This window comes from Arthrobacter sp. TJ-254 (assembly GCF_058269175.1).
In genome coordinates this window covers 128,780-155,070 of the sequence record NZ_JBZCNF010000005.1, presented here as the reverse complement: position 1 = coordinate 155,070, position 26,291 = coordinate 128,780, and the positions used below count along the sequence as shown (strand labels likewise).

Annotated in this window: 30 protein-coding genes; 15 read left to right on the top strand and 15 right to left on the bottom strand. The window is 65.3% G+C overall.

Features of this window, described 5'->3' with window-relative positions; translation table 11 throughout:
* Nucleotides 1-21 precede the first annotated feature (21 nt).
* Nucleotides 22-942 carry a ribonuclease Z gene (locus tag AC4D14_RS15025; RefSeq protein ID WP_490903461.1) on the bottom strand — a complete coding sequence of 307 codons (921 nt, stop codon included), beginning with the start codon at nt 940-942 and terminating at the stop codon, nt 22-24.
* A gap of 99 nt (nt 943-1,041) precedes the next feature.
* On the opposite strand from AC4D14_RS15025, the gene AC4D14_RS15020 reads away from it, so the two are divergent.
* Complete coding sequence (locus AC4D14_RS15020) at nt 1,042-1,653, top strand: DNA alkylation repair protein (protein ID WP_490903460.1); 612 nt, start codon at nt 1,042-1,044, stop codon at nt 1,651-1,653.
* 89 nt (nt 1,654-1,742) lie between these two features.
* On the opposite strand, the gene AC4D14_RS15015 is transcribed toward AC4D14_RS15020, so the two are convergent.
* Nucleotides 1,743-2,450 (bottom strand): aquaporin, encoded by a 708-nt coding sequence (locus tag AC4D14_RS15015; protein ID WP_490903459.1) that lies wholly within the window; start codon nt 2,448-2,450, stop codon nt 1,743-1,745.
* A 29-nt stretch (nt 2,451-2,479) separates the two neighbouring features.
* On the opposite strand from AC4D14_RS15015, the gene AC4D14_RS15010 reads away from it, so the two are divergent.
* Nucleotides 2,480-3,379 carry a metalloregulator ArsR/SmtB family transcription factor gene (locus tag AC4D14_RS15010; RefSeq protein WP_490903458.1) on the top strand — a complete coding sequence of 300 codons (900 nt, stop codon included), beginning with the start codon at nt 2,480-2,482 and terminating at the stop codon, nt 3,377-3,379.
* Between the two features lie 72 nt (nt 3,380-3,451).
* Nucleotides 3,452-3,865 (top strand): arsenate reductase ArsC, encoded by a 414-nt coding sequence (locus AC4D14_RS15005; RefSeq protein WP_490903457.1) that lies wholly within the window; start codon nt 3,452-3,454, stop codon nt 3,863-3,865.
* Nucleotides 3,866-3,886: 21 nt separating this feature from the next.
* Here the strand turns inward: AC4D14_RS15005 and AC4D14_RS15000 are convergent, their stop codons facing one another.
* Nucleotides 3,887-5,029, bottom strand: a complete 1,143-nt coding sequence (locus AC4D14_RS15000; RefSeq protein WP_490903456.1) for an RNA polymerase sigma factor — start codon at nt 5,027-5,029, stop codon at nt 3,887-3,889.
* A 5-nt stretch (nt 5,030-5,034) separates the two neighbouring features.
* Nucleotides 5,035-5,442 (bottom strand): YciI family protein, encoded by a 408-nt coding sequence (locus AC4D14_RS14995; protein ID WP_490903455.1) that lies wholly within the window; start codon nt 5,440-5,442, stop codon nt 5,035-5,037.
* Nucleotides 5,443-5,689: 247 nt separating this feature from the next.
* Between AC4D14_RS14995 and AC4D14_RS14990 the strand changes: the two genes are divergently transcribed.
* Both AC4D14_RS14990 and AC4D14_RS14985 read left to right on the top strand, forming a co-directional pair.
* Entirely contained in the window at nt 5,690-6,595 is a 906-nt protein-coding gene (locus AC4D14_RS14990; protein WP_490903454.1) for an alpha/beta fold hydrolase, read from the top strand.
* A 149-nt stretch (nt 6,596-6,744) separates the two neighbouring features.
* Nucleotides 6,745-7,215 (top strand): nuclear transport factor 2 family protein, encoded by a 471-nt coding sequence (locus tag AC4D14_RS14985; RefSeq protein WP_490903453.1) that lies wholly within the window; start codon nt 6,745-6,747, stop codon nt 7,213-7,215.
* Between the two features lie 214 nt (nt 7,216-7,429).
* On the opposite strand, the gene AC4D14_RS14980 is transcribed toward AC4D14_RS14985, so the two are convergent.
* Nucleotides 7,430-8,179, bottom strand: coding sequence for an SDR family NAD(P)-dependent oxidoreductase (locus tag AC4D14_RS14980; protein WP_490903452.1), 750 nt, complete (start codon nt 8,177-8,179; stop codon nt 7,430-7,432).
* 275 nt (nt 8,180-8,454) lie between these two features.
* On the opposite strand from AC4D14_RS14980, the gene AC4D14_RS14975 reads away from it, so the two are divergent.
* Entirely contained in the window at nt 8,455-9,285 is an 831-nt protein-coding gene (locus AC4D14_RS14975) for an alpha/beta fold hydrolase (RefSeq protein ID WP_490903451.1), read from the top strand.
* A gap of 53 nt (nt 9,286-9,338) precedes the next feature.
* Here AC4D14_RS14975 and AC4D14_RS14970 read toward each other — a convergent pair whose 3' ends face one another.
* The 3 genes from AC4D14_RS14970 to AC4D14_RS14960 all read right to left on the bottom strand — a co-directional run bounded on the left by AC4D14_RS14970 (nt 9,339) and on the right by AC4D14_RS14960 (nt 11,476).
* Complete coding sequence (locus AC4D14_RS14970) at nt 9,339-9,866, bottom strand: YbhB/YbcL family Raf kinase inhibitor-like protein (protein ID WP_490903450.1); 528 nt, start codon at nt 9,864-9,866, stop codon at nt 9,339-9,341.
* A 78-nt stretch (nt 9,867-9,944) separates the two neighbouring features.
* A complete protein-coding gene (locus AC4D14_RS14965; RefSeq protein WP_490903449.1) occupies nt 9,945-10,907 on the bottom strand; it encodes an NADP-dependent oxidoreductase in 963 nt (320 codons plus the stop codon).
* 80 nt (nt 10,908-10,987) lie between these two features.
* Nucleotides 10,988-11,476: a nuclear transport factor 2 family protein gene (locus AC4D14_RS14960; RefSeq protein WP_490903448.1), complete on the bottom strand. Its 489-nt coding sequence runs from the start codon at nt 11,474-11,476 to the stop codon at nt 10,988-10,990.
* 128 nt (nt 11,477-11,604) lie between these two features.
* On the opposite strand from AC4D14_RS14960, the gene AC4D14_RS14955 reads away from it, so the two are divergent.
* A complete protein-coding gene (locus AC4D14_RS14955) occupies nt 11,605-12,108 on the top strand; it encodes a MarR family winged helix-turn-helix transcriptional regulator (RefSeq protein ID WP_490903447.1) in 504 nt (167 codons plus the stop codon).
* A 37-nt stretch (nt 12,109-12,145) separates the two neighbouring features.
* Here the strand turns inward: AC4D14_RS14955 and AC4D14_RS14950 are convergent, their stop codons facing one another.
* Both AC4D14_RS14950 and AC4D14_RS14945 read right to left on the bottom strand, forming a co-directional pair.
* Nucleotides 12,146-12,808: a GAP family protein gene (locus AC4D14_RS14950; RefSeq protein ID WP_490903446.1), complete on the bottom strand. Its 663-nt coding sequence runs from the start codon at nt 12,806-12,808 to the stop codon at nt 12,146-12,148.
* Nucleotides 12,805-13,323 (bottom strand): TetR/AcrR family transcriptional regulator, encoded by a 519-nt coding sequence (locus AC4D14_RS14945; RefSeq protein WP_490903445.1) that lies wholly within the window; start codon nt 13,321-13,323, stop codon nt 12,805-12,807. Before AC4D14_RS14945 ends, AC4D14_RS14950 begins: the two co-directional genes overlap by 4 nt.
* A 253-nt stretch (nt 13,324-13,576) precedes the next feature.
* Here AC4D14_RS14945 and AC4D14_RS14940 point away from each other — a divergent pair, with 253 nt between their 5' ends.
* The 3 genes from AC4D14_RS14940 (at nt 13,577) to AC4D14_RS14930 (ending at nt 16,998) form a co-directional block, all read left to right on the top strand.
* Nucleotides 13,577-15,448: a glycerophosphoryl diester phosphodiesterase membrane domain-containing protein gene (locus AC4D14_RS14940; RefSeq protein ID WP_490903444.1), complete on the top strand. Its 1,872-nt coding sequence runs from the start codon at nt 13,577-13,579 to the stop codon at nt 15,446-15,448.
* Nucleotides 15,449-15,553: 105 nt separating this feature from the next.
* Complete coding sequence (locus AC4D14_RS14935; protein ID WP_490903443.1) at nt 15,554-16,534, top strand: arsenic resistance protein; 981 nt, start codon at nt 15,554-15,556, stop codon at nt 16,532-16,534.
* Between the two features lie 137 nt (nt 16,535-16,671).
* The gene (locus tag AC4D14_RS14930) at nt 16,672-16,998 is read left to right on the top strand and encodes a GYD domain-containing protein (RefSeq protein WP_490903442.1); all 327 of its coding nucleotides are present in this window, start codon (nt 16,672-16,674) and stop codon (nt 16,996-16,998) included.
* A gap of 10 nt (nt 16,999-17,008) precedes the next feature.
* On the opposite strand, the gene AC4D14_RS14925 is transcribed toward AC4D14_RS14930, so the two are convergent.
* The 5 genes from AC4D14_RS14925 to AC4D14_RS14905 form a co-directional block, all read right to left on the bottom strand.
* Nucleotides 17,009-17,866, bottom strand: coding sequence for a metal-dependent hydrolase (locus AC4D14_RS14925; RefSeq protein ID WP_490903441.1), 858 nt, complete (start codon nt 17,864-17,866; stop codon nt 17,009-17,011).
* Between the two features lie 191 nt (nt 17,867-18,057).
* A complete protein-coding gene (locus AC4D14_RS14920; RefSeq protein ID WP_490903694.1) occupies nt 18,058-19,410 on the bottom strand; it encodes a permease prefix domain 1-containing protein in 1,353 nt (450 codons plus the stop codon).
* Nucleotides 19,410-19,772 (bottom strand): PadR family transcriptional regulator, encoded by a 363-nt coding sequence (locus AC4D14_RS14915; RefSeq protein ID WP_490903440.1) that lies wholly within the window; start codon nt 19,770-19,772, stop codon nt 19,410-19,412. The genes AC4D14_RS14920 and AC4D14_RS14915 overlap by 1 nt, the downstream gene beginning before the upstream one ends.
* 128 nt (nt 19,773-19,900) lie before the next feature.
* Nucleotides 19,901-20,275: a VOC family protein gene (locus AC4D14_RS14910; RefSeq protein WP_490903439.1), complete on the bottom strand. Its 375-nt coding sequence runs from the start codon at nt 20,273-20,275 to the stop codon at nt 19,901-19,903.
* Nucleotides 20,276-20,345: 70 nt separating this feature from the next.
* A complete protein-coding gene (locus AC4D14_RS14905; protein ID WP_490903438.1) occupies nt 20,346-20,615 on the bottom strand; it encodes a helix-turn-helix domain-containing protein in 270 nt (89 codons plus the stop codon).
* 70 nt (nt 20,616-20,685) lie between these two features.
* Between AC4D14_RS14905 and map the strand changes: the two genes are divergently transcribed.
* From map to cycA, 5 genes are all read left to right on the top strand, one after another.
* Complete coding sequence (map, locus tag AC4D14_RS14900; protein WP_490903437.1) at nt 20,686-21,474, top strand: type I methionyl aminopeptidase; 789 nt, start codon at nt 20,686-20,688, stop codon at nt 21,472-21,474.
* Nucleotides 21,475-21,498: 24 nt separating this feature from the next.
* Nucleotides 21,499-22,134, top strand: a complete 636-nt coding sequence (locus AC4D14_RS14895) for a HutD/Ves family protein (RefSeq protein ID WP_490903436.1) — start codon at nt 21,499-21,501, stop codon at nt 22,132-22,134.
* A gap of 97 nt (nt 22,135-22,231) precedes the next feature.
* Nucleotides 22,232-22,921 carry a DNA alkylation repair protein gene (locus tag AC4D14_RS14890; RefSeq protein WP_490903435.1) on the top strand — a complete coding sequence of 230 codons (690 nt, stop codon included), beginning with the start codon at nt 22,232-22,234 and terminating at the stop codon, nt 22,919-22,921.
* Nucleotides 22,922-23,065: 144 nt separating this feature from the next.
* Nucleotides 23,066-24,562 (top strand): APC family permease, encoded by a 1,497-nt coding sequence (locus AC4D14_RS14885; protein WP_490903434.1) that lies wholly within the window; start codon nt 23,066-23,068, stop codon nt 24,560-24,562.
* A 248-nt stretch (nt 24,563-24,810) separates the two neighbouring features.
* Entirely contained in the window at nt 24,811-26,289 is a 1,479-nt protein-coding gene (gene cycA / locus AC4D14_RS14880) for a D-serine/D-alanine/glycine transporter (protein ID WP_490903433.1), read from the top strand.
* The last annotated feature ends 2 nt before the right edge of the window (nt 26,290-26,291 follow it).

Here is a 26,291-nt window from a genome sequence, read left to right as displayed (position 1 = left end):
CGGGTCCATACCCCGTAGGGATCAGCTTGGGGCTTTGGCCAATCCACTGATGACGTCCGGGCCACGGCGTTGTGGAAACGGGATCCGGTCGAGGTCGGCGGCAGCGATGACAGTCGCGGCCCCCGCCTTGGCGCGGGCCTGCGCGGCCAGCTCCTCGACGTCGTCGTACCGGGATGAAAAGTGCGTCAGTACCAGCGTTCCGGTGCCGCCGCTGGCCGCTAGGGCGCCGGCCTGACCGGCCGTGAGGTGCCGGTACTGCTCCGCGAGAGCGACATCGTTGTCGCTGAAGGTTGACTCGGACACCAGCACATCGGTGCCTTCCGCCAGCTCCTCCGCGCCCGCGCACGGTGCGGTGTCCATCACGAACGCGAAGCGCCGGCCCGGCCGGTGGACGCTGACATCCTCCACCCGTACTCCGCGCAGGTTTCCCGCGCGTTGTAGGTGCCCGACGTCGGGTCCTGCGATGCCGGCGGCCGCGAGCCGGTCCGGAATGAAGCTCCGGCCGTCCGGCTCGGTCAGCCGGTACCCGTAGGCCTCGATGCGGTGAAGCAGGGGGCGCACCTCAAGATTTTCTGCGACCGGCCCGGCGGCCGCGTGGGGATGGAGCCGGAGGTCCAGTCCCGGGGTGGCCAGCGCTACCAGCGACCGGACGACATCTTCGCCCGACGCCGGGTAATGGAGATGGACGGGGTGCCCGGCGCCGTCGAGCACCATCCGGGAGAGCACCCCGGGCAGCCCGAAACAGTGGTCTCCGTGAACGTGCGTAAGGCAGATCCGTGTGATGCGGCTCGCCGATACTCCCGCGAGGATCATCTGGCGCTGCGTTCCCTCGCCCGGGTCGAAAAGAAACCCCTCGCGCTCCCACCGAAGGAAGTACCCGTTGTGGTTGCGCGTCCGGGTGGGAACCTGGGAGGCAGTACCGAGGACGACGAGCTCACGCATCGCCCCAGTCTGCCATCGTGCGGGTGCCGGCGCGACGGTCCTCGCCGCCGAGCGGAGGGGCAGCCGCCGGCATTGCTGGCACGTCCTAGGGTTGAAGGCATGAATGACGCCGCCGACTTCATCGACGAGTCCCTTCAATACGAAAGCACCTGGGAGCGCGCCGAGGATTACGAACGGCGCCTCGGGAGCGTGCTCGGGTACTACGGGGCGTCAGTGGGGGCGGTCCGCGGCACCATCCGCAATGCCGCCCGACGCTATCCGGGGCTTTCCCACGACGAGGTCGCGGCCCTCGCATCCGAGCTCTGGTCCCGGCCCGTCTTTGAGCGCCGGCTCGCGGCGGTGGTGCTACTGCAGTCGAACCTTGCCTTGCTCCGTTCCTCTGATCTCACACGCATCGAGGGCTTTCTGCGCTCGGCACCCCTGCGCGATGTCGCGGATCCGTTGGCGGTCGACGTCGTCGGGCCCCTTCTCCTTCGGCTCGGCGGGCAGGACGCCCTGCGGGCCCGGGCTGTCCTCGAACGGTGGGCGGCGTCTAACGACGCGTGGCTGCGCCGCGCTGCGGTGCTTGCCCACCTGCCCGCCTTCCGGAGGGGGAACGGCGACGAGGCCGCCTTTCGGCGCACCGTACGGCCGGTGACGGGGGCACAGGACGGGCGGGTCGAGGAGGTGGAGGAGGCGATTCACCTCGTCCGGAGAGCTATCGGCACCTAGCGAACTTCTCGTGGTGGGTTGATTCCGCCGAGCAGGGCAGCGTTGGGAGGATCGGGTGGCCCCGCGACCGGGTCGAGGCCGCCGACGTGTCAGTGAGCCGCCAGAGCGGTTTCCGCCGTGTCAACGGGGGCGCGGGAGGTGAGGAACCTGACCCAGGTGTACCCGATAAGCGCGCCGAGAACCTGTGCTCCGATGAACAGGGGCGCGGAGCCGGGGGCAATGCCGGCGAAGGTATCTGTGAACATCCGGCCGATGGTGATGGCCGGGTTGGCGAAGCTGGTGGAGCTTGTGAAGAAGTAGGCGGAACCGATGTAGGCGGCTACGGCTCCTGCGGCGAAATGCGCGCGGCCCGTGCGGGCGAGGGCGAAGATGACGAAGATCAGCCCCGCGGTGGCAACCACTTCAGCGACCAGGTGGCCGGGGGTGATCCTGCCGGTGGTGCTCCACGCAGCGGCCGGAAGGTCGAACATGAGGTTCGCGAGGACGCTGCCGGCGATGCAGCCGATGACCTGCGCTGCGATGTACTGGGCGAGGTCGCGCCGGCCGCGCAGTCCGAATGCGTAGTCAACGATGGACACGAGCGGGTTCAGGTGGGCGCCGCTGAGCGGGCCGAGCACGGTGATGAGCACGAAGAGCCCGAAGGCGGTTGCGACAGCGTTGATGAGCAGCTGCAGGCCAGCGTCGTTGGAGAGGCCGGCGGCGGCGATGCCGGAGCCCACCACAATCGCCGCGAGGGCGGCGGAACCGATCAGTTCAGCGGAGGCGCGGCGGAAGGTGGCTGCGGGAAGAGTGGTCACCGGGAAAGCATATGCATAGACTGCCATCTATGCGTATTCCGGGAACGGCTGCCGAACTGCGACTGCTCGCCGACCCGACGCGCGCGCGGATCATGTCGCTCATCATGGACAGCCCGGACGGCAGGCGGCAGGTCGGCAGCCTGGCCGCCGAGCTGAAACTTCGGCAGCCCACAGTCAGTCACCATGTTCGTGTCCTGCTGGAGGAGGGCCTCCTGGACCGGGAGCCGGACGGCCGCAGTGTCTGGTACTCAATTCCCCCAAGCCAGGCGGACCGCGTAGCGGAGGTGCTCAAGGGCGAACAGGAGACGCCGGTGACCGATGCTGTGCTCGATCGCATTTCGACCGACCTTGCCGGACGGTTCGCCGGCACCTTCGCCCCTGAGACCGTCGCCCGCTATGTCCGGGAAAGCCACGCCCTGCTCGCCGGTGGCTCCGGGGCCGCCCGCCGCCTTTCCTCACGCACCTCGCGCTTCGCCGCCGACAGGCTCTCGGCGCTGGCGAAGCAGGGTCTGCCGGGGCCGGACCGGGTGCCCGAAGTGTTGTTCGTCTGTGTGCAGAACGCAGGCCGGTCACAGATGGCGGCGGGCATCCTGCGCCACCTCGCGGGGGACCGGGTGCGTGTGCGCACGGCGGGGTCGGCCCCGGCGGACGCCGTGCGCTCCGTGATCGTCACTGCTTTGGATGAGATCGGTGTGCCGATAGGGGGTGAATTCCCTAAGCCGCTCACCGATGAGGTGGTCCGCGCGGCCGACGTCGTCATCACGATGGGGTGCGGGGACGCCTGCCCGGTATATCCGGGGCGGCGCTATCTCGACTGGGACCTCGAGGATCCTGTAGGCCTTCCGCTGGCGCGGGTCCGCGGCATCCGGGAAAACATTGAGGCCCGCGTGCGGGAATTACTGACCTCGCTCGAGATGAACCCCCGGTGAAAAACTGCGCCGCTGCTGGCCGATATATAGATGTACATCTATGCTTTGGGTAACCGAGAGTAAGGAACCCCCATGACCGACAAACCGACGGTGCTCTTCGTCTGCATCCATAACGCCGGCCGCTCCCAGATGGCCGCGGGCTACATGCGCGAGCTCTCCGGTGGGGCCGTCGAGGTCCGCTCCGGTGGCTCGGAGCCCGGTGACCAGATCAATCCAATGGCGATTCAGGCGATGGCCGAGGAGGGCATCGATATCTCAAAGGCTGTCCCGCAGTTGATGACCACCGAGCAGGTCCGCGACTCCGACGTCGTGATCACCATGGGATGCGGCGACGTCTGCCCCGTCTTCCCGGGGAAACGCTACGAAGACTGGGAGCTCACCGATCCCAAGGGCAAGTCCCTTGACGAAGTCCGCCCAATCCGTGACGACATTAAGACCCGCATCCAGAAGCTGCTGTCCGAGCTGCTTCCGTCCGGGTCCCGGTGAGAAAAAGCGCATAGGCGCCGCTTAGCGGATTGCAGCGTTGAGCCGGGCGGCCTGGCGCGTCAAGTGGTCGCGTTCGGGGAGGTTCGGCGCCTTCTGGGCTGCCGCCGCATAAAGCTGCGCAGCGGTCACCAAGTCACCCTCCTGCTCGTGCAGGTACGCCACGGCGGCCGTGTGGCGGGGGAGGGAGGGGTCGAGCTGCGCCAGGTCGGCCAGGCCTGCCAGCGGCCCGTCGGCCTCGCCAACAGCGACGGCCCGGTTGAGCCGCGCCACCGGGCTGTCCGTGAGCCGCACCAGCTCGTCGTACCACTCGACAATCTGCACCCAATCGGTCTCCTGGGCCGACCCCGCGTCGGCGTGGAGCGCGGCGATCGCCGCCTGTGCTTGATACTCGCCCAGGCGGTCACGGGCCAGGGCCCTCTGCAGAAGGTCGACACCTTCGGCGATCAGCCTGGTATCCCAGAGACCGCGGTCCTGCTCCGCAAGCGGCACGAGACTGCCGTCGCCGCGGGTGCGCGCAGGACGCCGAGCGTGGTGGAGCAGCATGAGCGCCAGCAGCCCCGCCACCTCCTCGTGGTCGATTCGAGCCGCCACCTGGCGCGTCAGGCGGATCGCTTCGGCAGCGAGATCGAGTTCACCCGTGTAGCCCTCGTTGAAGACGAGATAGAGGACCCGCAACACCGTGCCCACGTCACCGGGCTGGTCGAACCGGACGCCTGCGAGGGTCCGCTTGGCCCGGCTGATGCGTTGCGCCATCGTGGCTTCAGCAACCATGTAGGCGCGGGAAATCTGCGCCGTCGTCAGGCCGCCGACAGCACGCAGCGTAAGTGCGACCGCCGAGGACGGGGTAAGGGACGGGTGGGCGCATAGGAAGTAAAGCTGGAGTGTGTCGTCCGCTGCCTCTCCCGGTCCGGGGGAGGGATCGGCCCCGAAGCGCTGCTCCCGCTGACGCCGCGAAGTATCTGCACGGACAGCATCAAGGAACTTTCGCCAGGCGACGGTGACCAACCAGCCCTTCGGATCCCGCGGTGGTTGCTCCGCCCAGATCCGGACGGCTTCGACCAAGGCCTCCTGCATCGCGTCCTCGGCCGACGCGAAGTCAGCTCCTCGGCGGACAAGGACCGCGATCACCTCGGGAGTGAGGGTCCGCAGGAGGACCTCATCCATCGGCGCTACTCCGTGACAGTGGGAGGCATGGACAGGAAAGGGCGCAATTCGAGCCACTCGTGGATCGGTTTTCCGCCGGCGCCCGGAGCCGCGGACAGCTCACCGGCCAGAGCGAGCGCGCGGTCATAGCTGTCGACGTCGATCACCATCCATCCGGCGATGAGGTCCTTGGTCTCCGCGAACGGGCCGTCGGTGACAGGCGGGCGCCCCTCGCCGTCGTAGCGGACGAAGGTTCCCTCGGGGGAAAGGGCCTGGCCGTCGATAAACTCTCCGGTGTCCTGTAGCCGGGCGGCGAAGTCGTCCATGTATTGGATGTGGGCCGAGATCTCCTCGGGCGTCCACTGGTCCATCGGGACGTCGTTCACCGTTGCCGGTGTACCGCGGTAGTGCTTTAGCAACAAGTACTTGGCCATCGTGGTCTCCTTGACGTTGCGACACAGCCCATTGTGGCCGTATTCACTCCAAGGACGAAGCAGCGCGAAGGTTCTCGACATTTGCAACGGAAAACTTTCGGGCCAGTTCCCAAGAGCCGAGTGCGGCCGCCGGAAGGAGCGTGGTGTCATAAAGCCCGTGCGGCCGCCACATCGTTGACTGCCCCATCCGTTCCTGCCAGCGTTGCACTTCAGGTGGTCTCTTGATGTCTAGGAAGGACGAACTTCGATGACGACTACTGAAGGTGTGGCTCCACCGGACCTCTCCGCGCGCGTTACCCGTACGCACACCACGCGGGTCGACGGGCACACGGTGTTCTACCGTGAGGCAGGAGACCCTGCCAACCCCACCGTCCTGCTGCTTCACGGTTTCCCCACCTCGTCGCACATGTTCCGCCGGCTCATCACGGACCTGGCAGCGGATTTCCACCTGGTCGCTCCGGACATGATCGGCTTCGGGTTCTCGGATGCGCCGCAGGTCGACGGGTTCGAATACTCCTTCAAGCACCTGACCGAGATCACCGTGAAGTTCGTGGATCAGCTGAAGTTGGAAAAGTTTGCCGTGTACATCATGGATTACGGCGCGCCCATCGGGCTGAGCATTGCCAGCAACCAGCCGGAGCGGGTGAGTGCCCTGCTGGTGCAGTCCGGGAACGCCTACATGGAGGGGTTCACCCCGTTCTGGGACATCCTGTTCGCCCACGCCAAGGACCGGCCCGCCAACGAGGCCGGCGTGCGGAAGTACTTCCTGCCCGAGCGGACCAAATGGCAGTACACCTTCGGGGTTCCGGAGGACCGCCTGGACCGCCTTTCGCCGGAGACCTGGACCTTGGATCAGACCCTGATGGAGCGTCCGGGCAATACGGAGATCCAGCTGCAGCTGTTCTGGGACTACCAGTTCAACCTCGATCTCTACCCGGGGTTTCAGGAGTACTTCCGCACCCATCTTCCGCCGACCCTGATCACTTGGGGGAAGAACGATCCGATCTTCGGGGCCGAGGGGGCCAAGGCCTATCTCCGCGACCTCCCCGACGCCGAGCTGCACCTGCTCGACGGAGGTCACTTTGCCCTTGAGACCCATGGAGACGAGATCGCCGGGCTCATCAGGGACTTCCTCAGGCGGAAAGTGGCCTGACCCTTCGGAGGACCTAACCGTCTGGAGGGCGATGACAGGGCGCCGCTGAAGGCCTCACCGGCGATGCTCGGCCGATTGATTCCTGGAGATGGAGGCCGGCCATACCTGCGATCACATGCCTCAGATTTGCCTTTGTTTAGGAGAAAACCATGGAAACGCGCCCTCCATTGCCCCCGTTCACTCTTGAGACCGCTGTTGAGAAAGCGCGCAAAGCCGAGGATGCGTGGAACACCTGTGATCCGGTAAAGGTATCGCTGGCCTACACGGTGGACAGCCGGTGGCGTAACCGGGACACCTTCCTCCAGGGCCGCGACGAGATCGTCAAATTCCTCACCGCGAAGTGGAACCGCGAGCATGAGTACCGCCTCATCAAGGAACTGTGGGCCTACACGGAGAACCGTATCGCCGTCCGTTTCGTCTACGAATCCCACGATGCGTCGGGACAGTGGTTCCGCTCCCACGGGAACGAGAACTGGGAATTCACGCCCGAGGGATTGATGCGGCACCGGCATGCCAGCATCAATGATCAGGTCATTGACGTAGCCGACCGTCTGTTCCACTGGGACCGCTCCGGGCGCCGCCCAGCCGACCACCCCGACCTGACCGGGCTCGGACTGTAGGAAGGACCCTCACGCGCGGGCGGCCAAAACGATCCGCCTGCAACTTCCAAGGGGAAGCGGCTGATGCTGAAGGGTCGGGAATCAGTCGGGGTCGACGACGCTCGAACTAAGCTTTCCGTCGCACGTGGTCGTCGAAGACGATGGTTGCGGTGAGTGTGGCCGGCTCCTCACAACCCGGACCGGGGCGGGGTGCCCTGGTCCGGGTTGTGGGGTGTCAGGCGGTCCAGCCGCCGTCGTTGGAGATGGTGGCTCCGGTGAGGTAGTTCGCCGCGTCGCTGGCGATCCAGGCGACGAGGGCTCCGACGTCGGCGGGGGTGCCGAAGCGCTTCAGGGCCGTCATGCCGGCCATGATGGGGGCCGCTTCGCCGTCGGCGGGGTTGCCGTCGGTGTCGATCGGGCCGGGCTGCAGGAGGTTGGCGGTGATGCCCCGGGCCCCGAGGTCCCGGGCCAGGCCCTTGGTGAAGCCGACCAGGGCGGCCTTGCTCATGCCGTAGATCGCACCGCCGGTGAAGGGGATGCTGAGGGCGTTGATGGAGCCGATGGTGATGATCCGGCCGTTGTCGGGCAGGTGCTTGAGGGCTTCCTGGGTGGTGTACACGGTGCCGCGGATATTGAGGTCGATGGTGGCCTCGATGTGCTCGTCCGGGGTTTCCGTGAAGGCCTCGAACCAGCCGCCGCCGGCGTTGTTGACCAGGATGTCAAGGGAGCCCAGGGCATCCACGGCGTCCCGGACGCCCCGGCGGGCGGCATCGGGGTCGGCCGCGTTGGCGCGCACGGCCACGGCCCTGCCCCCGGCGGCGGTGATCTCCGCGACCAGGGCCTCGGCGGGGCCGGGGGAGTTCCAGTAGGTCAGGGCGACGGTGGCGCCCCGGGCGGCCAGGGAGCGGGCGATGCCGGCTCCGATGCCGCGGGAGCCGCCGGTGACGAGGGCGGTCTTGCCGGCGAGGCTGGTGTTCTCGGACATGGGGGAATTCCTTGCGTTGGACGATTATTTTGTACGACTTAGACAAGAACCAGGGGCTTCCAAATATTCCCCGCTTCTGCGGCGTTCCGTCGCTTCCCTTCCCGGGAGGAGCCGCATCTAGGGGCACGTCACATTTGTGCCGATTCAGTCCGCCTTGTGTCGAGGCAGTGGCTTCTTTGCCACCATTGCCTCACCGGGCGTGCCGGAGTGATCGAGCTTGGCCGGCTGAACCGGATACCTGGAACCACCTGTGGGCAACGATGAAAGGCGCAATGATGAGCTTTGTCACCACCAAAGACGGGACCGAAATCTTCTACAAGGACTGGGGGACGGGCAGGCCGGTCGTCATGGCCCACGGCTGGCCGCTGAACTCTGACAGCTGGGAGTCCCAGCAACTGTTCCTTGCCAGCAACGGCTACCGGGCGATCGCCCACGATCGGCGCGGCCACGGAAGGTCGACCCAGACATGGGGCGGCAACGAAATGGACACCTACGCCGACGACCTCGCCGCATTGATGGACTCCCTGGACCTGACGAACGTCACCCTGATGGGCTTCTCGACCGGGGGAGGGGAGATCACGCGGTACATTGGCAGGCACGGCACGTCCCGTCTTGCCCAGGCCGTGCTCATCTCCGCGGTTCCGCCCCTCATGCTCAAGACAGATGACAACCCCGGTGGTGTTCCCATCGAGACATTCGACGGGCTGCGGGAGAGCTCGCTCGCCGACAGGGCACAGCTCTACAAGGATCTGGCCGCCGGGCCGTTCTTTGGCAACAACAGGGTTCCCGGGGCGGCCAGCGAGGGTGTGCAGACGTCCTTTTTGAACCAGGGCCTTGCCTCGGGACACCGGAATGCCTATGAGAGCATTGCCGCGTTCTCCGCAACGGACTTCAGGGAAGACCTCAAGAAGTTCGACGTGCCGACCCTCGTCATTCATGGTGATGAGGATCAGATCGTTCCGTTCGAGGTCGGCGGGAAGGCGTCGTCGGCCATGATCGACGGAGCGGTTTTCAAGGTGTACGAGGGGGCGCCGCACGGTCTGGCGGACACGCACAAGGATCGGCTGAACCAGGACCTGCTTGACTTCCTCAACACCGTCGGCTGACGGCGGCCTGCACGCTGCCTGAGGTGGGAGGCGTCCTCCCACCTCAGGGCAGGTCACTGTTCGAAGGTTCCGATTATGCGTGCGCGTCCAAGCGTGTGGCCGAACAGGGTGAAGCCGAGCAGGGCGATTCCGGCCTCCGGGGGCAGCTCGAGCTTCTCAACATCGATGGCGTGAACCACGATGTGGTATTCGTGGGGGCCGTGGCCGGCGGGAGGTGCAGCGCCAACATACCCGTTGAACCCAGCATCGTTCCTCATCTGGACCGCGCCCTGCGGCAGCGCCGCGCCATCCTGGGTTCCTGCGCCTTTGGGCAGGGAAGTGACATCAGTGGGGATGTTGAAAACGCCCCAGTGCCAGAACCCGCTGGCCGTCGGCGCATCGGGGTCGTAGACGGTGACGGCGAAGCTTTTAGTTCCTTCGGGGAATCCCCGCCAGGACAGCTGCGGAGAAACGTCCTCCCCGCCGGCGCCGAAAACGCCCGATGCCTGGGGTAGGGCGAGTGGCTGGAGGTGTGCGACGTCGTTGCTGGTCACCTCGAAGTTGGGCACTGCGGGCAATTCGGCGTAGGGATCGCGTGTCATATCTGTCTCCTTATTGGGTGGGTGGTTAATGGCTTGGCGGGCAGGCGCAGGGGTGGCGGTGGCTGTCGTGATCATAATTTAGGCGGCTCGAGCCCCATCCGCAGCCCCGGCGGAATCCCCTGGTGAGGGGATCGGGGACGGGAGCAGGACAACCCGGCCGCGTGCGGAACCATCGGCGACGAGGCGCTGCGCCTGTGCGGCCTGATCAAGGGGGAAGGTTGCCCCCACGCGCGGCAGGAGCCTGCCGTCCTCGGCCAATGCGGTCAGGTCCAGCAGGTCCTGGAGGACGAGGCGAGCGTAGACGGTCGTCGCGCCAGGGGCGGTGTCTGCAATGGTCGCCACGCGCACCTTCTCCGAGCCGACGGCGGCGGTCATGCCGAGCGAGCCGTGCCCCGCTGCGTCGAAGACGGCGTCGACCCCAGCCGGTGCGAGGTTCCTTATCGCCTGAACTGCGCGCGGCCCATAGGGAACGGCCTCCACGCCGATCGAGGCGAGATAGGCGTGATTCCCCTGCGACGCCGTGCCGATGACGCGCGCACCCCGGGCGATCGCAATCTGGCTGGCGAGGGACCCCACGCCGCCGCTGGCTCCATGGACGAGCACGGTGTCGGATGGCGTGACGCCGAGTGTGTGGACGATGGACTGGTATGCGGTCAGCCCGCCCAGCGGCAGTGCGGCCGCCTCGACCCAGGTCAGGCACGCGGGTTTGCGGATGAGTGTTCCAACCGGTGTCGCAAGCATTTCGGCATATGTTCCCTGATGGAGGATGGGCTGGCGCGTATATCCGAGCACTTCATCTCCGGGGGCGAATTCTGTTGCCCCTGGTCCTGCTGCTTCGACGATTCCGGAGAAGTCCCAGCCCGGGGTCACCGGAAAAACGGTGTCCATTGAGTCCTTCATCGCTCCATGCTGTATGGCGACGTCAGCGGGGTTCACGCCCGCGCCCCTGACCCGGACGAGTACCGAATCCTGGGCCATCCTCGGTGTTGGCGCCTCTTCGAGAGTGAGCACTTCGGGTCCGCCGAAGGACCTGTACACCATTCGTTTCATTCTTTCCTCAGATTTCCGTTCGGTGCGGCGTGGCCTGCACCGGGGCACAGGCGCGGAGGGCCGCTGGTGCGCTACGCCCCGGGCAAGGCCATCGGCAGGTCGAGCAGGACCCGGTGATGGATGATCTTCCATTCACCGTCAATCCGGCGCAGGTCCGTGTCGTAGTAACCGGCCTCGATTGGCGTGACTGTACCTTGGGCGCCCAGCACTCCGGCGGGCCAGCCGTCCCGGGGCCGGACCGCTCCCTGAACCTTGAAGACAACGAACTGCGCATTGAAGTGCGCTTCATCCCCAGAGACTTCAATGATGTGGTCGACGGGCAGATGGTGGCTGGACTCGCCGGGCGCAAGGGGCGCCATGAAGTGCTCAACGGCATAGGCGACGGCCGAGCCTCCCACCATTGGTGGGCCTACAGGTGAGTAGGTATTGGATGGTGTCTTCTCGAAGATCTCAATGACGGCGTCGTCGGTGAACAGCGCCCCTTGCCCGGCGCCGTCGCGGCGGTCGGTCGAGCGGGTGTAGCGGGCCATGACTTCTTGTACTTGCCGTTCTGCGCTCACGCTGGGTCCTTTTAGTCGTTGGAGGGCGGAGGAAGGACGCAAGCCCCTTCTCCAAGATGGTCGAGACTATCATGCATTTACCTGATGTTCTCAGGTAATCGATTGAAGGTCTCATGTATACTTGCTCAATGACTACCCAGCGGCCCTTTACGGCGGAGACCTTGAGTGGAGACATGGCCCGGGGCCAGTTCCCGGAAGTGCGATTCGCCATGCTGGAGTTTGTGGGCCAGTTTCTCCTCGATTTCGAGCGCGCCGCCGAGCGCGCCGGCCTGACACTGGCCCAGGCGCGGGTCCTTGGATTCGCCGCCCTGAAGCCGTCCTCCATGCGGGAGATCGCCGAGCAGTTCGGCTGCGATCCGTCCAACATCACAGCCAAGGCCGACAAGCTTCTTGAACTGGGGCTGGTGCGCCGGTTCGCGGATCCCCGCGATGCCCGCATCAAACTGATCGGTGCAACGGACGCGGGCTTCGAGATGTCAAAGAACCTCTGCGAGAGCCGCGAGTGGCTGGCTGAGGTTCTGGGTTCGCTGACAGACGACGAACTGACAACGGTGCGTACCGCCCTTCAGCTGCTGACCCGACCCACTGCGGCGATGCAATCCCCACCGGAGAGCCAGCCGGTTCCCCTATGACGCATCGGTCCAGCCGGGAATACGCCTTCTCGGCGGCCTACGGCCAGATGGCGAAGGCCGCCACGGCGGACGCGAGGGCGAAGTAGAGGAGGGCCAGGGGTATCGAACGCGGGATCGTGCCGGTCGAGAGCTTGTCATAAATCCGGCTCAGCCGCCGACGGACCTTTTCGCCATGCATGACGCCGAGCAGGAGCAGAAGCAGGCAGGGCAGGCAGTAGATGAATGAATACCCTGCGAGGATCAAGAGCCCGGTTCCGAGGGCTGTGTCGGCTGCAACCATGCGCTCGATCGCGATGAAGTAGGGGAAGGCATTGGGCAAGTCCGCTCCGGTCATCACAACTCCGAGGGGGAGCGCCGTCCCGGCCGTGAACCAACGGGGGAGTGCGATGGCTTTGCGCTCCCTGGCGCGCAGACGGCGGCTGGCGGCAACAAGTATCGCGACCGCGGCCACGAGAAACACGATGCGGCGCAGCCAGCCAAGACCATCAGCCAGCGCATCGGCGGCGGTGGCGGCACTGGTGAAAATGACGGCTCCCAGAAGGAAGACGGTGAGCATCGCGCCGGCTGCGAAGGCTAGAGCCGACAAGACTGGCCGCTGGCGGACCGTCAAAAGAATCAGCGTTATCGCGACAATCGTGGCTGGGTTGAGGGAATCGAGTGCCGCCAGTCCGCCGATTCCTCCCAGCAGTGCCGGATTCACGGGTTGTCCTTCCAATCCGGTCGGCTCAGGAGGTCTATCAAGGCCCCAACATCCTGCACCGGCGTTCCCGCGACGGAATTCAGTACCAGTCCGTCACCGACCAGACGGACGATAAGCGCCTTCATCGGGCTGCCCAGTTCGACAGCAATAAGTTCCTGCCAATGAGCCGTCGCCTCCCCGGCGCGCCGGAGCACCGCATCCGCTCCCGGAGCCACTGCGCTGAAAGCCGTCAGCATTGCTCGGTACACATCCGCCTCCTGACTGCTCGGGGTCGACAGGCGCAGCCAGGTTTTCACGGCTTCCCCTTTAGCCGCCGCTGCCTCCATTGCCCGGTTCACCTCCTCGAGCGCGTCAACGGCCAGGCCTTCCACCAGTGCAGCACGCGAGCGGAAGTGGTGCATCAACCCGCCCTTGGAAACGCCGGCGGCCTCGGCCACCTGGTCGAGAGACGGTATCTGGCCGTCCCGGGCAGTTAGTTCGCGGGCCGCCGCCAGGATCTTCGAGCGAGTTGACATGCTGCGATCCTACCACCAAACCGACTAGTCGGTCGGTACCGTTCGTTCCGCGTCACGCCGCCGACGCCATGCCGCGCAGATAAATGTGGCCAGAGAACCTCGTCAGTGCGATCAGTGAGGCAGGATGAACCCATAGTTGGAGACCGGCGCAGGACAACAGCCCGTCCGGGCCGCCGCGGTCGGTGATCAAGGCAATGGGGGATGAGTAGGGCATGGGCAGAGGCGCACCTGTGGACGCTGGCGGGGATTGACCATGTATATGGCCAAGCGGATCGCCCACACCTCCGGTGCGCCCGAAGTCCGGGTTCGGCGCGCCTCGTTGCCCCTTCGTGCCTGCCTCCAGAAGGCCATTGCCGAAACGCGGAAAGGGTTTCTTCCACTCCTTCTCGCATCCTTGGTTCTCAACGGGGGGACCATTCTCCTGGCCCTCCCGGCATTGTCGGTACTGTTCAGCCTCGCCCTTGCGGCGGCGGGGCTGCCCCGGATCACCGACCAGAACCTCGGCGCAGTCCTGGCAAACCCTGTGGCGCTGTCATTGATGCTCCTGTTGATCGCCGTCGCACTTGCCGTGGTGAGCCTGCAACTGGTGACCCTGCTCGTCCTCGTCCACCGCCAGCAGGCCGGGCGGTCCCTGTTCCCACGGCACGTCGCCGGCGAAGTGGCCAGGGCAATCCGGGCGATCGCTCACTACCAATCGCCCCTGCTCATCATCTACGTCCTGCTGATCATGCCGCTTGGCGGATTCGGGCTGTTTTCAACGGTCACCCGTGGCATCGCCGTGCCGCTGTTCATCAGCGGCGAGATGCTCAAAGCTCCAGTGAGTGCGGCACTGTACGGATCGATCGTCGCGGCGCTGCTCTATGTGAACCTCCGCCTGATATTTACCTTTCCGCTCCTTGTCATTGAAGGAAAGTCGCCGGGCCGGGCGGCGGCCGGCAGCCTCGCAGCAACCCGCGGCCAGTCGTGGCGTCTTGCCGCCGCCATCGGCGTTATCGCCGCCGCCGCGACAGCGCTCTCTACGGCACTGACCGAGGCGGTGGTGCTCGCCGCCGCGCTTGCGGACCGTCTGGATCTACCGTTCGCCGCAGCCGTGGCAGCGGCGGGGTACGGCATTGCGACTGTGGGGGCTGTCGTCATTCTGGACTTCGCGCTCGTCGTGGTTCTTCACTCGCTCACCGCCGCCTACAACGTTGGCGCAGGCCCTGGTCCGCCGGATCCATCGATCGACGTGGAGGATCCGGCGCACAGGCCCAACCGACGGAGGTTCGCGCTTGCCCTGGTTTCACTCTTCGTTGTCGGTGCGGCGGCCGTGCAGTCGGTCTCGGTCCTCCCCGCGCAGGGCAGCGCGCCCACCGACCCAGGCTCCCCCGACATCGTTGCCCACCGAGGGTTCACGGCCGGTGGAGTGGAGAACACGCTCAGCGCCCTCACCGCGGCCAGGGCGGTCCATCCGGACTATGTCGAGATCGACGCCCAGGAAACACGGGACGGGCGGTTCATCCTTAGCCACGACGTAAACCTGTGGCTGGTCTCCGGCCGGAACGTCAACACCTATGAGCTCACCCTGGATGAGGCCGAGTCGATGACGGTGAGCGTCGGGGGTTTCACCGACTCAATGGTTTCCCTCATCGATTACGTCCTGCGCGCGGAGGAGCTTGGAGTGACGCTCCTGATCGAACTGAAGCTGCACGGGCACGAGTCCCCCATGGTGGTGGAGAGGTTGCTGGCCGAACTCGATTCGATCGGAGCCACCGGGAACCATATCTACCACTCGCTGAGCAGCAAGGTGGTGAACGAACTGAAACAGAAGCGGCCCGAACTCCGCGTTGGTTATACCGTTGGGGCCAACGTGGGAGCGCTGGACGAGGAGCCCGGCGACTTTCTGGTGGTCGAGCAGTCTTTCTTCACCGAGGAACTCGCTGCCCTCGCCAGGGGCAGTGGCAAGGAGCTTTGGGTCTGGACCGTGAACGATCCCGAAGCCATACGATCCTTCCTGCGGGTGCCGGTGGACGGCATCATCACTGATCGTCCGGACCTCGTGAGAAGCCAGCGGAAGAGCATCGATGACGAACGCGGGTCGGCTCCCCGGCTGCGCGATTCCCTCGACAGGTTCACGCTTTTCTAGGCACTCCGTCCGCTTGGGCCGGCCCGCGTGGTGGGTAAGCTCTCCGGCACGTGCGTGCGTCCGGCGGTGGCCCGCACTGGTTCGCCCTAGGCTGGATGCGTGCGCATGACTCGGTTGGTAGGGATGATGGAGCGCCGCCAGGTCGGCCTCTACCTGCTGGCCATCGGCATGGGAGGGATTTTCGGACGGGCGGTTCCGTCTGCGGCCGGCCCCCTCGAGCTGGTGATCAATCCTGTGCTAGGGCTGTTATTGTTCGCCACGTTCCTCGGGATTCCGTTCGCGGCGATCGGGAAGGCCGTGCGGGACTTCCGGTTCATGGTGACGGTGCTCGTGTTGAACTTCCTGCTGGTCCCGGGCGTTGTCTTTGCCCTGTCCCGCTTCATTGCGGGTGATCAGGCGCTTCTCATCGGGGTAATGCTGGTGCTGCTGACACCGTGCATTGACTACGTCATCGTGTTCTCTGGGTTGGCAGGCGGCTCCGGGGACCGGCTGCTCGCCGCCGCGCCGCTGCTCATGCTGGCGCAGATGTTGTTGCTGCCCGTATATCTTCTGCTCTTCATCGGGCCGGGCCTCGTTCTGGCAATCAGCCCCCGGCCCTTCATTGAGGCACTTGTGGTCCTGATCATCATCCCGCTCCTGCTCGCTGCTGCTACCCAGTGGTGGTCGCGGCGGGCAGCCGGTGGCCGCCAGCTCATGGCCGTGATGCAGGCTTCGATGGTGCCGATCATGATGCTGACCCTCGCCGTCGTCATCGGCTCGCAGATCGGCGGTGTTGGGAATGAACTTCGGTCCCTGCTGGCCGTTGTTCCGGTTTATGTTGCGTATCTGGTGGTGATGGCGCCCGTCGGAAGAGCCGCGGCACGGCTCGCCAAACTGGATCCGCCCAGTACAACGGCCGTGATCTTCAGCGGTGCCACCCGAAATTCATTGGTGGTGCTCCCGCTCGCGCTGGCGTTGCCGGAGGCGCTGAGCCTGGTTCCCCTCGTCGTCGTAACGCAGACCCTCGTGGAGCTCATCGGCATGGTCTGCTACGTCCGGTTCGTTCCGCGCATCACCGGAGCGGACCCCAGGGTGCTGCGCGGCTGAGGCCCGGCGTGCGCGAAGTGGCACTTCGGATCACCGGTCAAGAGTGTCCCAGCGGGGACGGAGCCCGTTGCTGGCCCAACCTCGGGCTGCCATCCTTGGGAAATCCGCACCGCTGGCAGCGAAGGAAGGGATGAACAATGCCGCTCTATCTCTCGAAGTTCAGCTACACCCCCGAGACCTGGGCCAGGCTGATGAGCAACCCAGAGGACCGCGGGAAAGCCGCCCAGGCGTACATTGAATCGGTCGGAGGAAGGCTGCATGGGTTTTGGTACGCCTTCGGAGCCCACGATGGTTACAACCTCTGGGAGGCCCCCGACAACGTGTCAATGGCCGCCGTGGCGATGGCAATCAGCGGGGGAGGCGCCCTCAGCTCGTTCGAAACGACGGTGCTGATGACCGTCGACGAAACGATTGAGGCCCTCCGAATGGCAGGGGAGGTCAATTACCGCGCGCCCGGCACCTGACGAGGCCCAGTCAGGCGAGTCCACCCGCCGCCGCCAGCGCCTGGAGCGCCACACCGTCGACGCGGGTCATGGACACGCCGACGCCGGCGAGGGCGTAGAGAGAGACCGGCACGAGAAGACACCACTCACGGACTGATCCTGCGTTTCCCAGCACGGGCACCGAGAAGTGCCCGTTTCTCCTCCACATCCAGCTCACCACCGGAAGCGATGCCACTGCCCGGGGTGGGCGCAGCCTGAGCGGGTAGAGGAGGTTGCAGCCGCCGGTGGTCATCATGTCGCCGACAATGTGGACAACGACGCCGAGGCCAACCGCAATCGGAAACCAGAACTGTTCCTCGGGCGCGAAGGCAGTGATGAACGCTCCGGCGGCCAGCCCCACGGCCCACGGCGACTTGCGCAGGTTGTCGGGGATGATCTTCAAGGCCTTGGCGGCGAAGGAGACGAGGAGTACCGTCAGCAGGCCGGCTCCCGGGTAGACGGTCCCGAAGGATTCGGTCTCCGCCGTCCATAGCCCGGCGATGAAGGCGACGGCCACGAAAGCGACGACGCCGATCAGGGAATGTGTCCCCCGGCGGTGTCCGCCGGAGATCTTGCCGATGCCGGTGCACACAAGGTTCGACAGCGGGGGCAGCGAATTGGCGATGGTGGCGTTGTGGTGGTCGGCATCGGGGAGGAGTGCTGCCCCGGCTGCGACAAGTGCGCCGGTGACGACACCGAGCGGGCTGACGTTGAGCAAGCCGAATCCGATGCTGAAGGACTCGGGCATGATCGCGATTGCTCCGCTCAACGGCCCAAGGCCCACCTCGATCTGGGTGGTGGCAGCAACCCAGGCAGCTGCGCCGCAGGCGGCGTGGTGGGCTCCCATCATGGCGGGTGGTCCTTCCTCTGGAGAATGTTCGTGCGGCCCAGGGTGCGCTGGCACAAGGGCTTCACCATCCTTCACGCTGCCACCGTCATTTTGCTTTTGGCCTTCGTTCCTGACCCTCAGGTGACGCGTGGTTTCAGCCGGAAGCCCTCCACCTGGGCAGGTGGAGGGCTTCCGGCGGTGCGGTGTGCTGACTAGGCGAAGCCGAAGACGGGCGGGAAGACCGCGACCACCACGGCAGCCCAGGCGCCATAGACCGGGAGGTACCGTGTCTGCCAGCGCTCAAGGGCGGTGAAGGGGCGCCTGCCGCGCAGGAATCCGACCGTGAGCCAGGCTGCCCTTATCAGGTGCACCAGCAGCAGGAGGTTCAGGCCGAGCGCGGCGATCTTGTTCGGGCTGAACCCGAACTCGGCGATGCGGGTCAGCATCGCGGTGAGCATCACCGCATCGACCGCGATGGCTGCGGCGACGAGGACCAACTGCAGGGCGTCGAACACGCCGGGAGGGGCGAGCGAGTCGCGGGCCGAAATCGAGTAGAGCAGCAGGCACAGGACAAGCACGAGAATCGCATCCATGAGGATGAGCAGGTTGCGGTCGACGTCTACCAGTCCGCCGGAGACCGTCAGCACAGCCAAGAGGGAGAGCAGCATCACGATCGTCAGCGGCGTGAATACCCGGGTGAGGACGGGGGCAATGTTCTCGACAACATTCTGTTTCGCCTCGACGAGCCAGGCGGCAACAAGGAGCGCCCCCGGGACGGCGAACGGAAGGATCCAGCCCTCAAGGGCCGGCTCGAGATCGATCCCGACAACCTGGAGGACCGCCAGAGTGAGCCCGATCAGGACGGCGCCGCCCAGTGCGAGAAGCGCGTAGTAGATGGCCAGCTCGCCGGTGAACCGTGCAAAGTCCATCCGTCGGGTGTCGGAGCGCCACCTCCCGCCGACGTACGCCACACCGGCCAGCAGCCACAGAACCACCGGGGCGTGCAGGACGGCGAGCAGCTCGGTGGAACCCCCCTGAGCGAAAGGGTAGGCGTTGAGCACGATGGCCAGCACCGCGAACGGCACGAGCAGCGGCAGGACCGCCCGGACGCCGAGCCGGCGCTTCCAGACGAAGTAGCCGGCGAGGAAGGGAAAGACGAGGAGACCGAGATTGCGGGCCAGCACTGAGCCCTCGCCATCGAAAAGGACAAGGCCCGCCTTGACCGCCACGCCCGCGCCGACGGCGAGAGCGAGAACGATTGCCAGCTCGCGCCACGGCGGTGTGCTTGTGGTTTCGGCGTCTTCAGGTACGAGCACCAGCTGTTTCCACAGCCGGTCGGAGTGCTCGCGGGCGAACTCCCGGGAGACTGCGTCGAGATTGCCCAGGCGCTTGATGGCGACGAGGAAGGCCTCCTCGTCGTCGAGCCCGGTCGCCTGTCGGTCGGCGACCTGTTCGCGCAGGTGGTCCTCCAACTCGTCGACGTCGGCGGGGGAGATCGCCTGACGCCGCTGGACGTACCCGCGCCACCTGTCGATCTGGGCCTCCAGCTCGGCGTGCGTCTCCATCACGCCCACCCCTCAACAACTGACGGCGGCCGCTGCGCGGTCTGCCACACCTGCCGCAGGGCATCGGCCACGACTGTCCACTGCTCCTGCCGGTCGGCGAGCGCCTCGCGGCCCGTTGGGGTGATCGCGTAGTGCTTGCGCCGGCGCCCGGCCTCGGATGTGCCCCACGACGACGACACGTAGCCGAGACGCTCCAGCCGGTGCAGCAACGGATAGAGCATTCCGTCGGTCCACTGCATGCCTCCGCCCGACAGTTCGCTCACCCTCTTGAGGATTGCGTAGCCGTAGAGGTCGCCGTCCGACAATATCCCCAGCACGAGCGGGGTTGCCGAGGCGGCGACCAGGTCCTTATCGATGCGCATGACGCCTCCCATACCTAGATCTACTAGGCATTGGACCATAGGAGTTCTAGGTATAGCAAACAGTCCCGGCGCAGGGGTTGCCGCCGGGTCGCGATCCCAGGGAGCAGGACCGAATCACAGCGGCGGAGCTACCGTTCCTGCAGGATGGACAGCACGTTTCCCGACGGGTCCTTGAACCAGGCGATGTACGGCCCACCTTCGCGCATGATGGCCTTATCGTCTTGGGGCATCTCGTCATAGCGCTCGAAACGCACTCCTCGAGCCACCAGCGCGTCGACGGCCGCGTCGATGTCCTCCACTTCGAAGTTGAGGATCGTGAAGCTGGCCGGGACGGCGTTGGGCTGCTGATACACGAGGGTGTCCCGCCCGCCGGCGAGGTGCAGCCACACGAAGCCATGCTCCTCGGATGTCTTGAGACCAAGCGTTTCACCGTAGAACCGGTGGGCCTCCTGCAGGTCGCGCACCGCGAGGCCGCTGAAGGCTTTGTTGTGGGTAAGCATCATCGCTTTCCTTTCAAATCGTGGGGCCTTGACGCCGTTTCCACCGTGGAACCGGGTGCGGCAGATACCGGTGCTATGACGCGGAAGCGATCCGAAGTCGTGGCTCCGGCCTGTTGGAGACAAGTTCATCCATGGTGATGCCGAGTGCCGAGCAGATTCTTTGAATGGTGAAGAATTCCGGTGAGGGGCTTCGACCCGTCTCAATTTTGCGGAGCGTCTCAACCGAGATCTGAGCCCTTCCGGCGACGTCGGCCATCGTCTGGGGGCCACGGGCGGCGCGCAGCGCCGAGCCGAGGTCCTGACCGCGCTGGATCTCGTCGGCAGTAAGTGGAATCCGGACCATGGCGTCCAGTCTAGTGGCGGTATAGTTATACCGGTAGTGGGAATTTTGGGACTGAAGGGGTGGCGGCGAATTGATTGAACTTCACACGGACAAGGAAGTCGCCGAGATGGCTGCCGCCGGGGAGTTCGTCTCCTCAACCTTGCAGGCGTTGAAAGCCCGCGCCGTCGTGGGGACGGATCTGCTTGAACTTGATGCACTGGCCCACGAGCTGATCCGGCAGCGCGGGGCAGAGTCGTGCTATCTCGAGTACGCGCCCACCTTCGGCTCCGGGCCCTTTGGGTATGTCCTGTGCACGTCGGTGAACGACGCCGTTCTTCACGGCAAGCCCCACTCCTATAATCTCCAAGACGGCGACCTGCTCAGCCTCGACTTCGCGGCGAACGTCGACGGCTGGGTGGCCGACTCCGCGGTCAGCTTCGTCGTCGGCAACGCCAGCCCGGAAGACCTTGAGTTGATCGAAACCACCGAACGCGCGCTGGAGGCCGGAATCTCCGCGGCAGTGGCAGGAAACAAGGTCGGTGACATTTCCTATGCAATCGGGAGCGTCGCACGCGAGGCCGGCCTCAAGGTGAATCTCGAATTTGGCGGCCATGGTGTCGGGCGCACCATGCATGGGGACCCGCACGTGCCCAATGCGGGCCGGCCGGGCCGCGGCTATCCACTGAAGCCGGGGTTGGTCCTGGCCATCGAACCCTGGTTCATGCGGGGTACCGATAAGCTCCGCGTCGATCCGGACGGATGGACGCTGCGCAGTGCCGATGGAAGCCGCGGTGCCCATTCCGAACACACGATCGCCATCACCGAGGAGCGCCCGATCGTCCTCACCCGGAACCGCAAAGTCAGCCGGCTCCGGACGTAACTCCCAAGCTGATACGTTTCGACAATGAAGGCCCCTTTATCCAAGGTCGACAACCTAGGCTCCGGCAGTTCCAGATCCCCGAATGCCATCCTGCGGTTCGCCGGGCTGCGTCCCGGCCGCTGGCGCAACGGGGCCGGCACCACCCGGGAAATCGCCAGCGCGGGCGACGCGACCGGGCACTTCACCTGGCGGCTGAGTATGGCCGAGATCGAGCAGCCGGGCGCGTTCTCCCTCTTCCCCGACACTGAGCGGATCTTCACGGTGGTCGACGGCGAGCGGGTTGTCCTTCAGGTCGAAGGAAGGAAACACCAGGTGCTGCGGAACAGCCCGTTCGGATTCCCGGGCGGCGCACCGGTCACGGCGAATCTGCCGGCGGGACCGGTGCGTGCCCTCAACGTCATCGCCCGCCCGAACGCCGTAAGGGCACAGGTGGCAATCCTCGACCTTCTCGACAGGCCAACCCACGAGGTGCCCCGTGGTTCCTTTGCCGTCCTGCTTTCCGGCCGGGCGGTTGTGCGGGTCGGCGGCACCGACGCGGAGTTGAGCACCTACGACACCGTCCGCGGCACGCATCGCGGCAGTGCCGGGATCACCGGCAGCGGTGTACTTGCCGTTGTTTCCTTCGAATATCGTGACGGCGGTGGAATTCCAGGGCTTTAATGGCCGGACGCGGGTCCGCCGGAATCGGCTCCGGTCCAGCCGCGGCGGCCGGGTCATTCAAACCCCGGGAACGGCCGGGTGAAGGAGGTGGCGGGGAGTGGATACCGCAGCGGCCTTCGAACGTGCGCTTGGCGAGATCGCCACCGACGATCAGCGGATCAGATACGGACGATACTTTCCCGGCGACCATTCGTTCATCGGCGTGCGGATGGGCGACGTTTTCAATCTCGCCAAGACCGCCTTGGCCATGCCGGTGCCCGAGTTGGAGAAATTGCTCGCGAGCCCAACCCACGAGGTGCGGGCCGGTGCCTGCTCAATCATGGGTAAGGCGGCCACGGCCAGGAAGGTCACAACCGGTCGGCACCAGGAACTCTACGAGCTGTACCTTCGCCGGCACGACCGCATCAACTCGTGGGACCTCGTTGATCTCGCCGCACACCAGGTGCTCGGAAGCTGGCTCCTCGACAAGCCGCGCACTCCTCTCTATGACCTCGCCGAGTCCGGATTCTGGCCCGAACGGCGCAGCGCCATCGTGGCCACCGCCGCGTTCCTCAAGCGAGGCGAGGTGGATGAAACCCTGAAGATCGCGGCAGTCCTCGCCGACGACAGCGAGGAACTCGTCCAGAAGGCCGTTGCATGGATGCTCCGATATGTCGGAGATATCGATCAACCACGGCTTCTGGCCCACCTCGACGAATATGCCGGCATGATGTCACGAACAGCAGTCCGCGCGGCCACCGAAAAGCTCGATAAGGCCATCCGCAACCCCTACCTCCGGCCACGCTGATCGCATGCGCGCAAGGTCGTGAAGCGCGATGTTTTCCGCACTGGCCATTGCCAAGATGGTCTGCGAGGAGTGAAGTAGGTCATACCCGGGCCGGAGTCCGGCCGCTGTTTCCCACGGAACCGCGTCCCAGCTGTGGAGGTCAACATGAGCACGACTTCTGAACCAGTAACCGATCCAACCCGCGAAGGTGACGAACCCGCGCTCAAACGCGTCCTCGGGCCCAAGCTCCTGCTGCTGTTCATCGTTGGCGACATACTTGGCGCCGGCGTCTACGCGGTCACCGGCACCATGGCCGGAACCGTCGGAGGGCTCGTCTGGCTGCCGTTCCTCCTCGCCTTCATCGTCGCCACAATGACGGCCTTTTCCTATTTGGAGCTGGTCACCCAGTATCCTCAGGCCGCCGGTGCGGCCCTCTACTGCCACAAGGCGTTCGGAATCCACTTCGTGACCTTCCTCGTCGCCTTCGCCGTCGTCTGTTCCGGCATCACGAGTGCATCGACCTCCGCCAACGTTCTGGCTCAGAACTTCTTCGGAGGCCTCGAGATCAACGGGTGGATGGGCGTGCCGGGGCAGGGCGTCATCACCGCCGTGGCTATGGGCTTCATGCTGCTGCTCGCGGCGATCAACCTGCGCGGAGTGGGGGAGAGCGTGAAGTTCAACGTTCTGCTCACGCTTGTCGAGATGATCGCCCTGTGCATAGTGATTGGCGTCGGCTTCTACGTCATTGCCCAGGGGGAGGGGAACCTCCAGCAGGTCACAGTGTTCTCCGACTACCAGGACAAGGGCCTGTTCCTCGCGGTCACCGCAGCCACCTCCATCGCGTTCTTCGCCATGGTTGGCTTTGAGGACTCCGTGAACATGGTCGAGGAAGTGAAGGACCCGGAGCGTATCTTCCCCCGCACCATGCTGACGGGCCTGGGCATCGCCGTGATCCTCTACATGCTGGTGGCCGTCTCCGTGGTCACCGTGCTTACCCCGACGGAGCTCGAAGGCATCCGGGAGGCCGAAGGGGCCGCACTCCTTGAAGTGGTGCACAAGGGATCCCCGGACTTCCCGATCGACAATGTCTTCCCGTTCCTTGCGGTTTTCGCCGTCGCGAACACCGCCCTGATCAACATGCTGATGGCCAGCCGCATGATCTACGGTATGGCCCGCCAGAACGTCCTGCCGCGGCCCCTGGGCAAGGTGCTGCCGGGACGCCGGACGCCGTGGGCCGGCATCCTCTTCTCGACCGTCCTCGCGCTCGGGCTCATCTTGTACGTCACAAGCGACCCGGAGAGCAACGTCGTCGCGAACCTCTCCGGCACCACGGCGTTCCTGCTGCTGTGCGTGTTCACCGTTGTGAACGTGGCCTGCGTCATTCTCCGGCGCAAGCGGGATCCCAATCGCAAGGTCTTCTTCACCTCCCCGGGGCCGGTACCCCTGATCGCGGCCCTGCTGTGTGCCTTCCTCGCCGGTCCCTGGGTCGGGCGGGACGTGATCCAGTACCAGATTGCCGGCGGACTGCTGGCGATCGGCGTCATTCTGTGGGCGATCACATGGTTCGTCAACAAGAGGACCAACACTGGCGGCGGTGAGCCCGCCGCCGTGCATGATTCCGGTCCCGGCTCCGATGCCGCGCCACCGCAGTCCGGTCACTAGGCGCTGACAGCACCTGCCGCAAGCCGGCACCGCAGGTTTTCGGAGGGCAGGTGTGGGCGTGGGGGTGAGCGTCGGCGCTGGCCAGAGTGAGGAACGGGGGCAAGGCTGGGCCGGGGGTACCCCCGTCCGTGGATTTGACTCTCGATCGGGCAGGCTGCAGGGTTTTAGGTCTGTCTTGTTCGTCACAACCCGCGCGGTCGCGGCGGTATGCACTGCATAGCGCCGCCTGCGGAAGGAAAACACCCCTTATGTCTGAACGCACCAGCAGCGCTGTGCCCGTTTCCACGGTGCACACCGCTGGCTCGAACGATCGAGAACCCCATCTCACCCGGGCGCTGAGCAACCGGCACATCCAGTTGCTCGCAATCGGCGGAGCGATCGGCACGGGCCTCTTCATGGGATCAGGCAAGACGATCTCCCTGGCCGGCCCGTCCGTCATCTTCGTCTACATGATCATCGGCTTTATGTTGTTCTTCGTCATGCGCGCCATGGGGGAGATCCTGCTGTCCAACCTCAGCTACAAATCCTTCAGCGACTTCGCCGGCGACCTGCTGGGGCCCTGGGCAGGGTTCTTCACCGGCTGGTCCTACTGGTTCTTCTGGGTGGTCACCGGTGTCGCCGACATCGTGGCAATCGCCAGCTACGTCGACGAGCTCGCACCCGGAACACCGCTCTGGATTCCAGCCCTGATCACGCCGGTCGTCCTGGTCCTCCTGAACCTCCCCACAGTGAAAGCCTTCGGTGAAGCCGAATTTTGGTTCGCCATCATCAAGGTGGTCGCCATTGTCGCCCTCATCGTCACCGGCGCCGTCATGATCGCCACCCACTTCACGTCGCCGAGCGGCCAGGAGGCCGCTCTTGCCAATATCTGGAACGACGGTGGAATGTTCCCCCATGGAATCTTCGGCTTCGTCCTTGGTTTCCAGATCGCCATCTTCGCCTTCGCGGGCATCGAACTCGTCGGCACCGCAGCCGCCGAAACGAAGGATCCCGAAAAGAACCTGCCCCGGGCGATCAACTCCATCCCCATCCGGGTGCTGCTGTTCTACGTCGGCGCGCTCGTCGTCATCATGGCCGTCAACCCGTGGCGCAGCATTGATCCCGCCACCAGCCCGTTCATCGGCATGTTCTCGCTCGCCGGGCTCGGGATCGCGGCAATTGTCATCAACCTCGTCGTCCTGACCTCTGCCGCCTCAAGCGCGAACTCCGGAATCTACTCGACGTCGCGCATGGTGTACGGCCTCGCGCAGGACGGCAACGCGCCGAAGTCTTTCGGCAAGCTGAGCACCCGCAAGGTTCCGCAGAACGCACTGCTTTTCTCCTGCATCTTCCTTCTGGCCGGACTGATCCTGCTCTACGCGGGCGATTCCGTCATCGAAGCGTTCACAGTAGTCACCTCGGTGGCCTCGGTGCTGACCATGTTCGTCTGGTCGATGATCCTCATCAGCTACATCGTGTTCCGCCGTCGCAGGCCCGCGCTGCATGAGGCGTCTGCATTCAAGATGCCGGGATCCGCGTTCATGCCCTACGTCGTCCTTGGCTTCTTCGGGTTCATGCTTGTCGCACTGGCCCAGGCAGCCGATACACGCCTTGCCCTGGTCGTTGCACCGATCTGGTTCCTGATTCTGGGCGTGGCCTGGTACTTCAACCGGCAGACGCCCCTGCAGCAGGCGCGGATCGAAGAGTACAAGGCTCTACGCGCCGGGCAGCTCGACCCCGTAGGTTGAGC

Coding starts and splice junctions, on each gene's coding strand:
- AC4D14_RS14920 (WP_490903694.1), bottom strand. CDS start 19,410: ATGGAGACGCACGCCGAGCTGGAGGCCCAGATCGACAGGTGGCGCGGG.
- AC4D14_RS14930 (WP_490903442.1), top strand. CDS start 16,672: ATGCCGCTCTATCTCTCGAAGTTCAGCTACACCCCCGAGACCTGGGCC.
- AC4D14_RS15025 (WP_490903461.1), bottom strand. CDS start 942: ATGCGTGAGCTCGTCGTCCTCGGTACTGCCTCCCAGGTTCCCACCCGG.
- AC4D14_RS14910 (WP_490903439.1), bottom strand. CDS start 20,275: ATGATGCTTACCCACAACAAAGCCTTCAGCGGCCTCGCGGTGCGCGAC.
- AC4D14_RS14925 (WP_490903441.1), bottom strand. CDS start 17,866: ATGATGGGAGCCCACCACGCCGCCTGCGGCGCAGCTGCCTGGGTTGCT.
- AC4D14_RS14885 (WP_490903434.1), top strand. CDS start 23,066: ATGAGCACGACTTCTGAACCAGTAACCGATCCAACCCGCGAAGGTGAC.
- AC4D14_RS15020 (WP_490903460.1), top strand. CDS start 1,042: ATGAATGACGCCGCCGACTTCATCGACGAGTCCCTTCAATACGAAAGC.
- AC4D14_RS14965 (WP_490903449.1), bottom strand. CDS start 10,907: ATGGTGTACAGGTCCTTCGGCGGACCCGAAGTGCTCACTCTCGAAGAG.
- AC4D14_RS14980 (WP_490903452.1), bottom strand. CDS start 8,179: ATGTCCGAGAACACCAGCCTCGCCGGCAAGACCGCCCTCGTCACCGGC.
- AC4D14_RS14990 (WP_490903454.1), top strand. CDS start 5,690: ATGACGACTACTGAAGGTGTGGCTCCACCGGACCTCTCCGCGCGCGTT.
- AC4D14_RS15010 (WP_490903458.1), top strand. CDS start 2,480: ATGCGTATTCCGGGAACGGCTGCCGAACTGCGACTGCTCGCCGACCCG.
- AC4D14_RS14940 (WP_490903444.1), top strand. CDS start 13,577: ATGTATATGGCCAAGCGGATCGCCCACACCTCCGGTGCGCCCGAAGTC.
- cycA (WP_490903433.1), top strand. CDS start 24,811: ATGTCTGAACGCACCAGCAGCGCTGTGCCCGTTTCCACGGTGCACACC.
- AC4D14_RS14995 (WP_490903455.1), bottom strand. CDS start 5,442: ATGGCCAAGTACTTGTTGCTAAAGCACTACCGCGGTACACCGGCAACG.
- AC4D14_RS14895 (WP_490903436.1), top strand. CDS start 21,499: ATGAAGGCCCCTTTATCCAAGGTCGACAACCTAGGCTCCGGCAGTTCC.
- AC4D14_RS14915 (WP_490903440.1), bottom strand. CDS start 19,772: ATGCGCATCGATAAGGACCTGGTCGCCGCCTCGGCAACCCCGCTCGTG.
- AC4D14_RS14905 (WP_490903438.1), bottom strand. CDS start 20,615: ATGGTCCGGATTCCACTTACTGCCGACGAGATCCAGCGCGGTCAGGAC.
- AC4D14_RS14945 (WP_490903445.1), bottom strand. CDS start 13,323: ATGTCAACTCGCTCGAAGATCCTGGCGGCGGCCCGCGAACTAACTGCC.
- AC4D14_RS14975 (WP_490903451.1), top strand. CDS start 8,455: ATGAGCTTTGTCACCACCAAAGACGGGACCGAAATCTTCTACAAGGAC.
- AC4D14_RS14970 (WP_490903450.1), bottom strand. CDS start 9,866: ATGACACGCGATCCCTACGCCGAATTGCCCGCAGTGCCCAACTTCGAG.
- AC4D14_RS14935 (WP_490903443.1), top strand. CDS start 15,554: ATGACTCGGTTGGTAGGGATGATGGAGCGCCGCCAGGTCGGCCTCTAC.
- AC4D14_RS15005 (WP_490903457.1), top strand. CDS start 3,452: ATGACCGACAAACCGACGGTGCTCTTCGTCTGCATCCATAACGCCGGC.
- AC4D14_RS14955 (WP_490903447.1), top strand. CDS start 11,605: ATGACTACCCAGCGGCCCTTTACGGCGGAGACCTTGAGTGGAGACATG.
- AC4D14_RS15000 (WP_490903456.1), bottom strand. CDS start 5,029: ATGGATGAGGTCCTCCTGCGGACCCTCACTCCCGAGGTGATCGCGGTC.
- AC4D14_RS14985 (WP_490903453.1), top strand. CDS start 6,745: ATGGAAACGCGCCCTCCATTGCCCCCGTTCACTCTTGAGACCGCTGTT.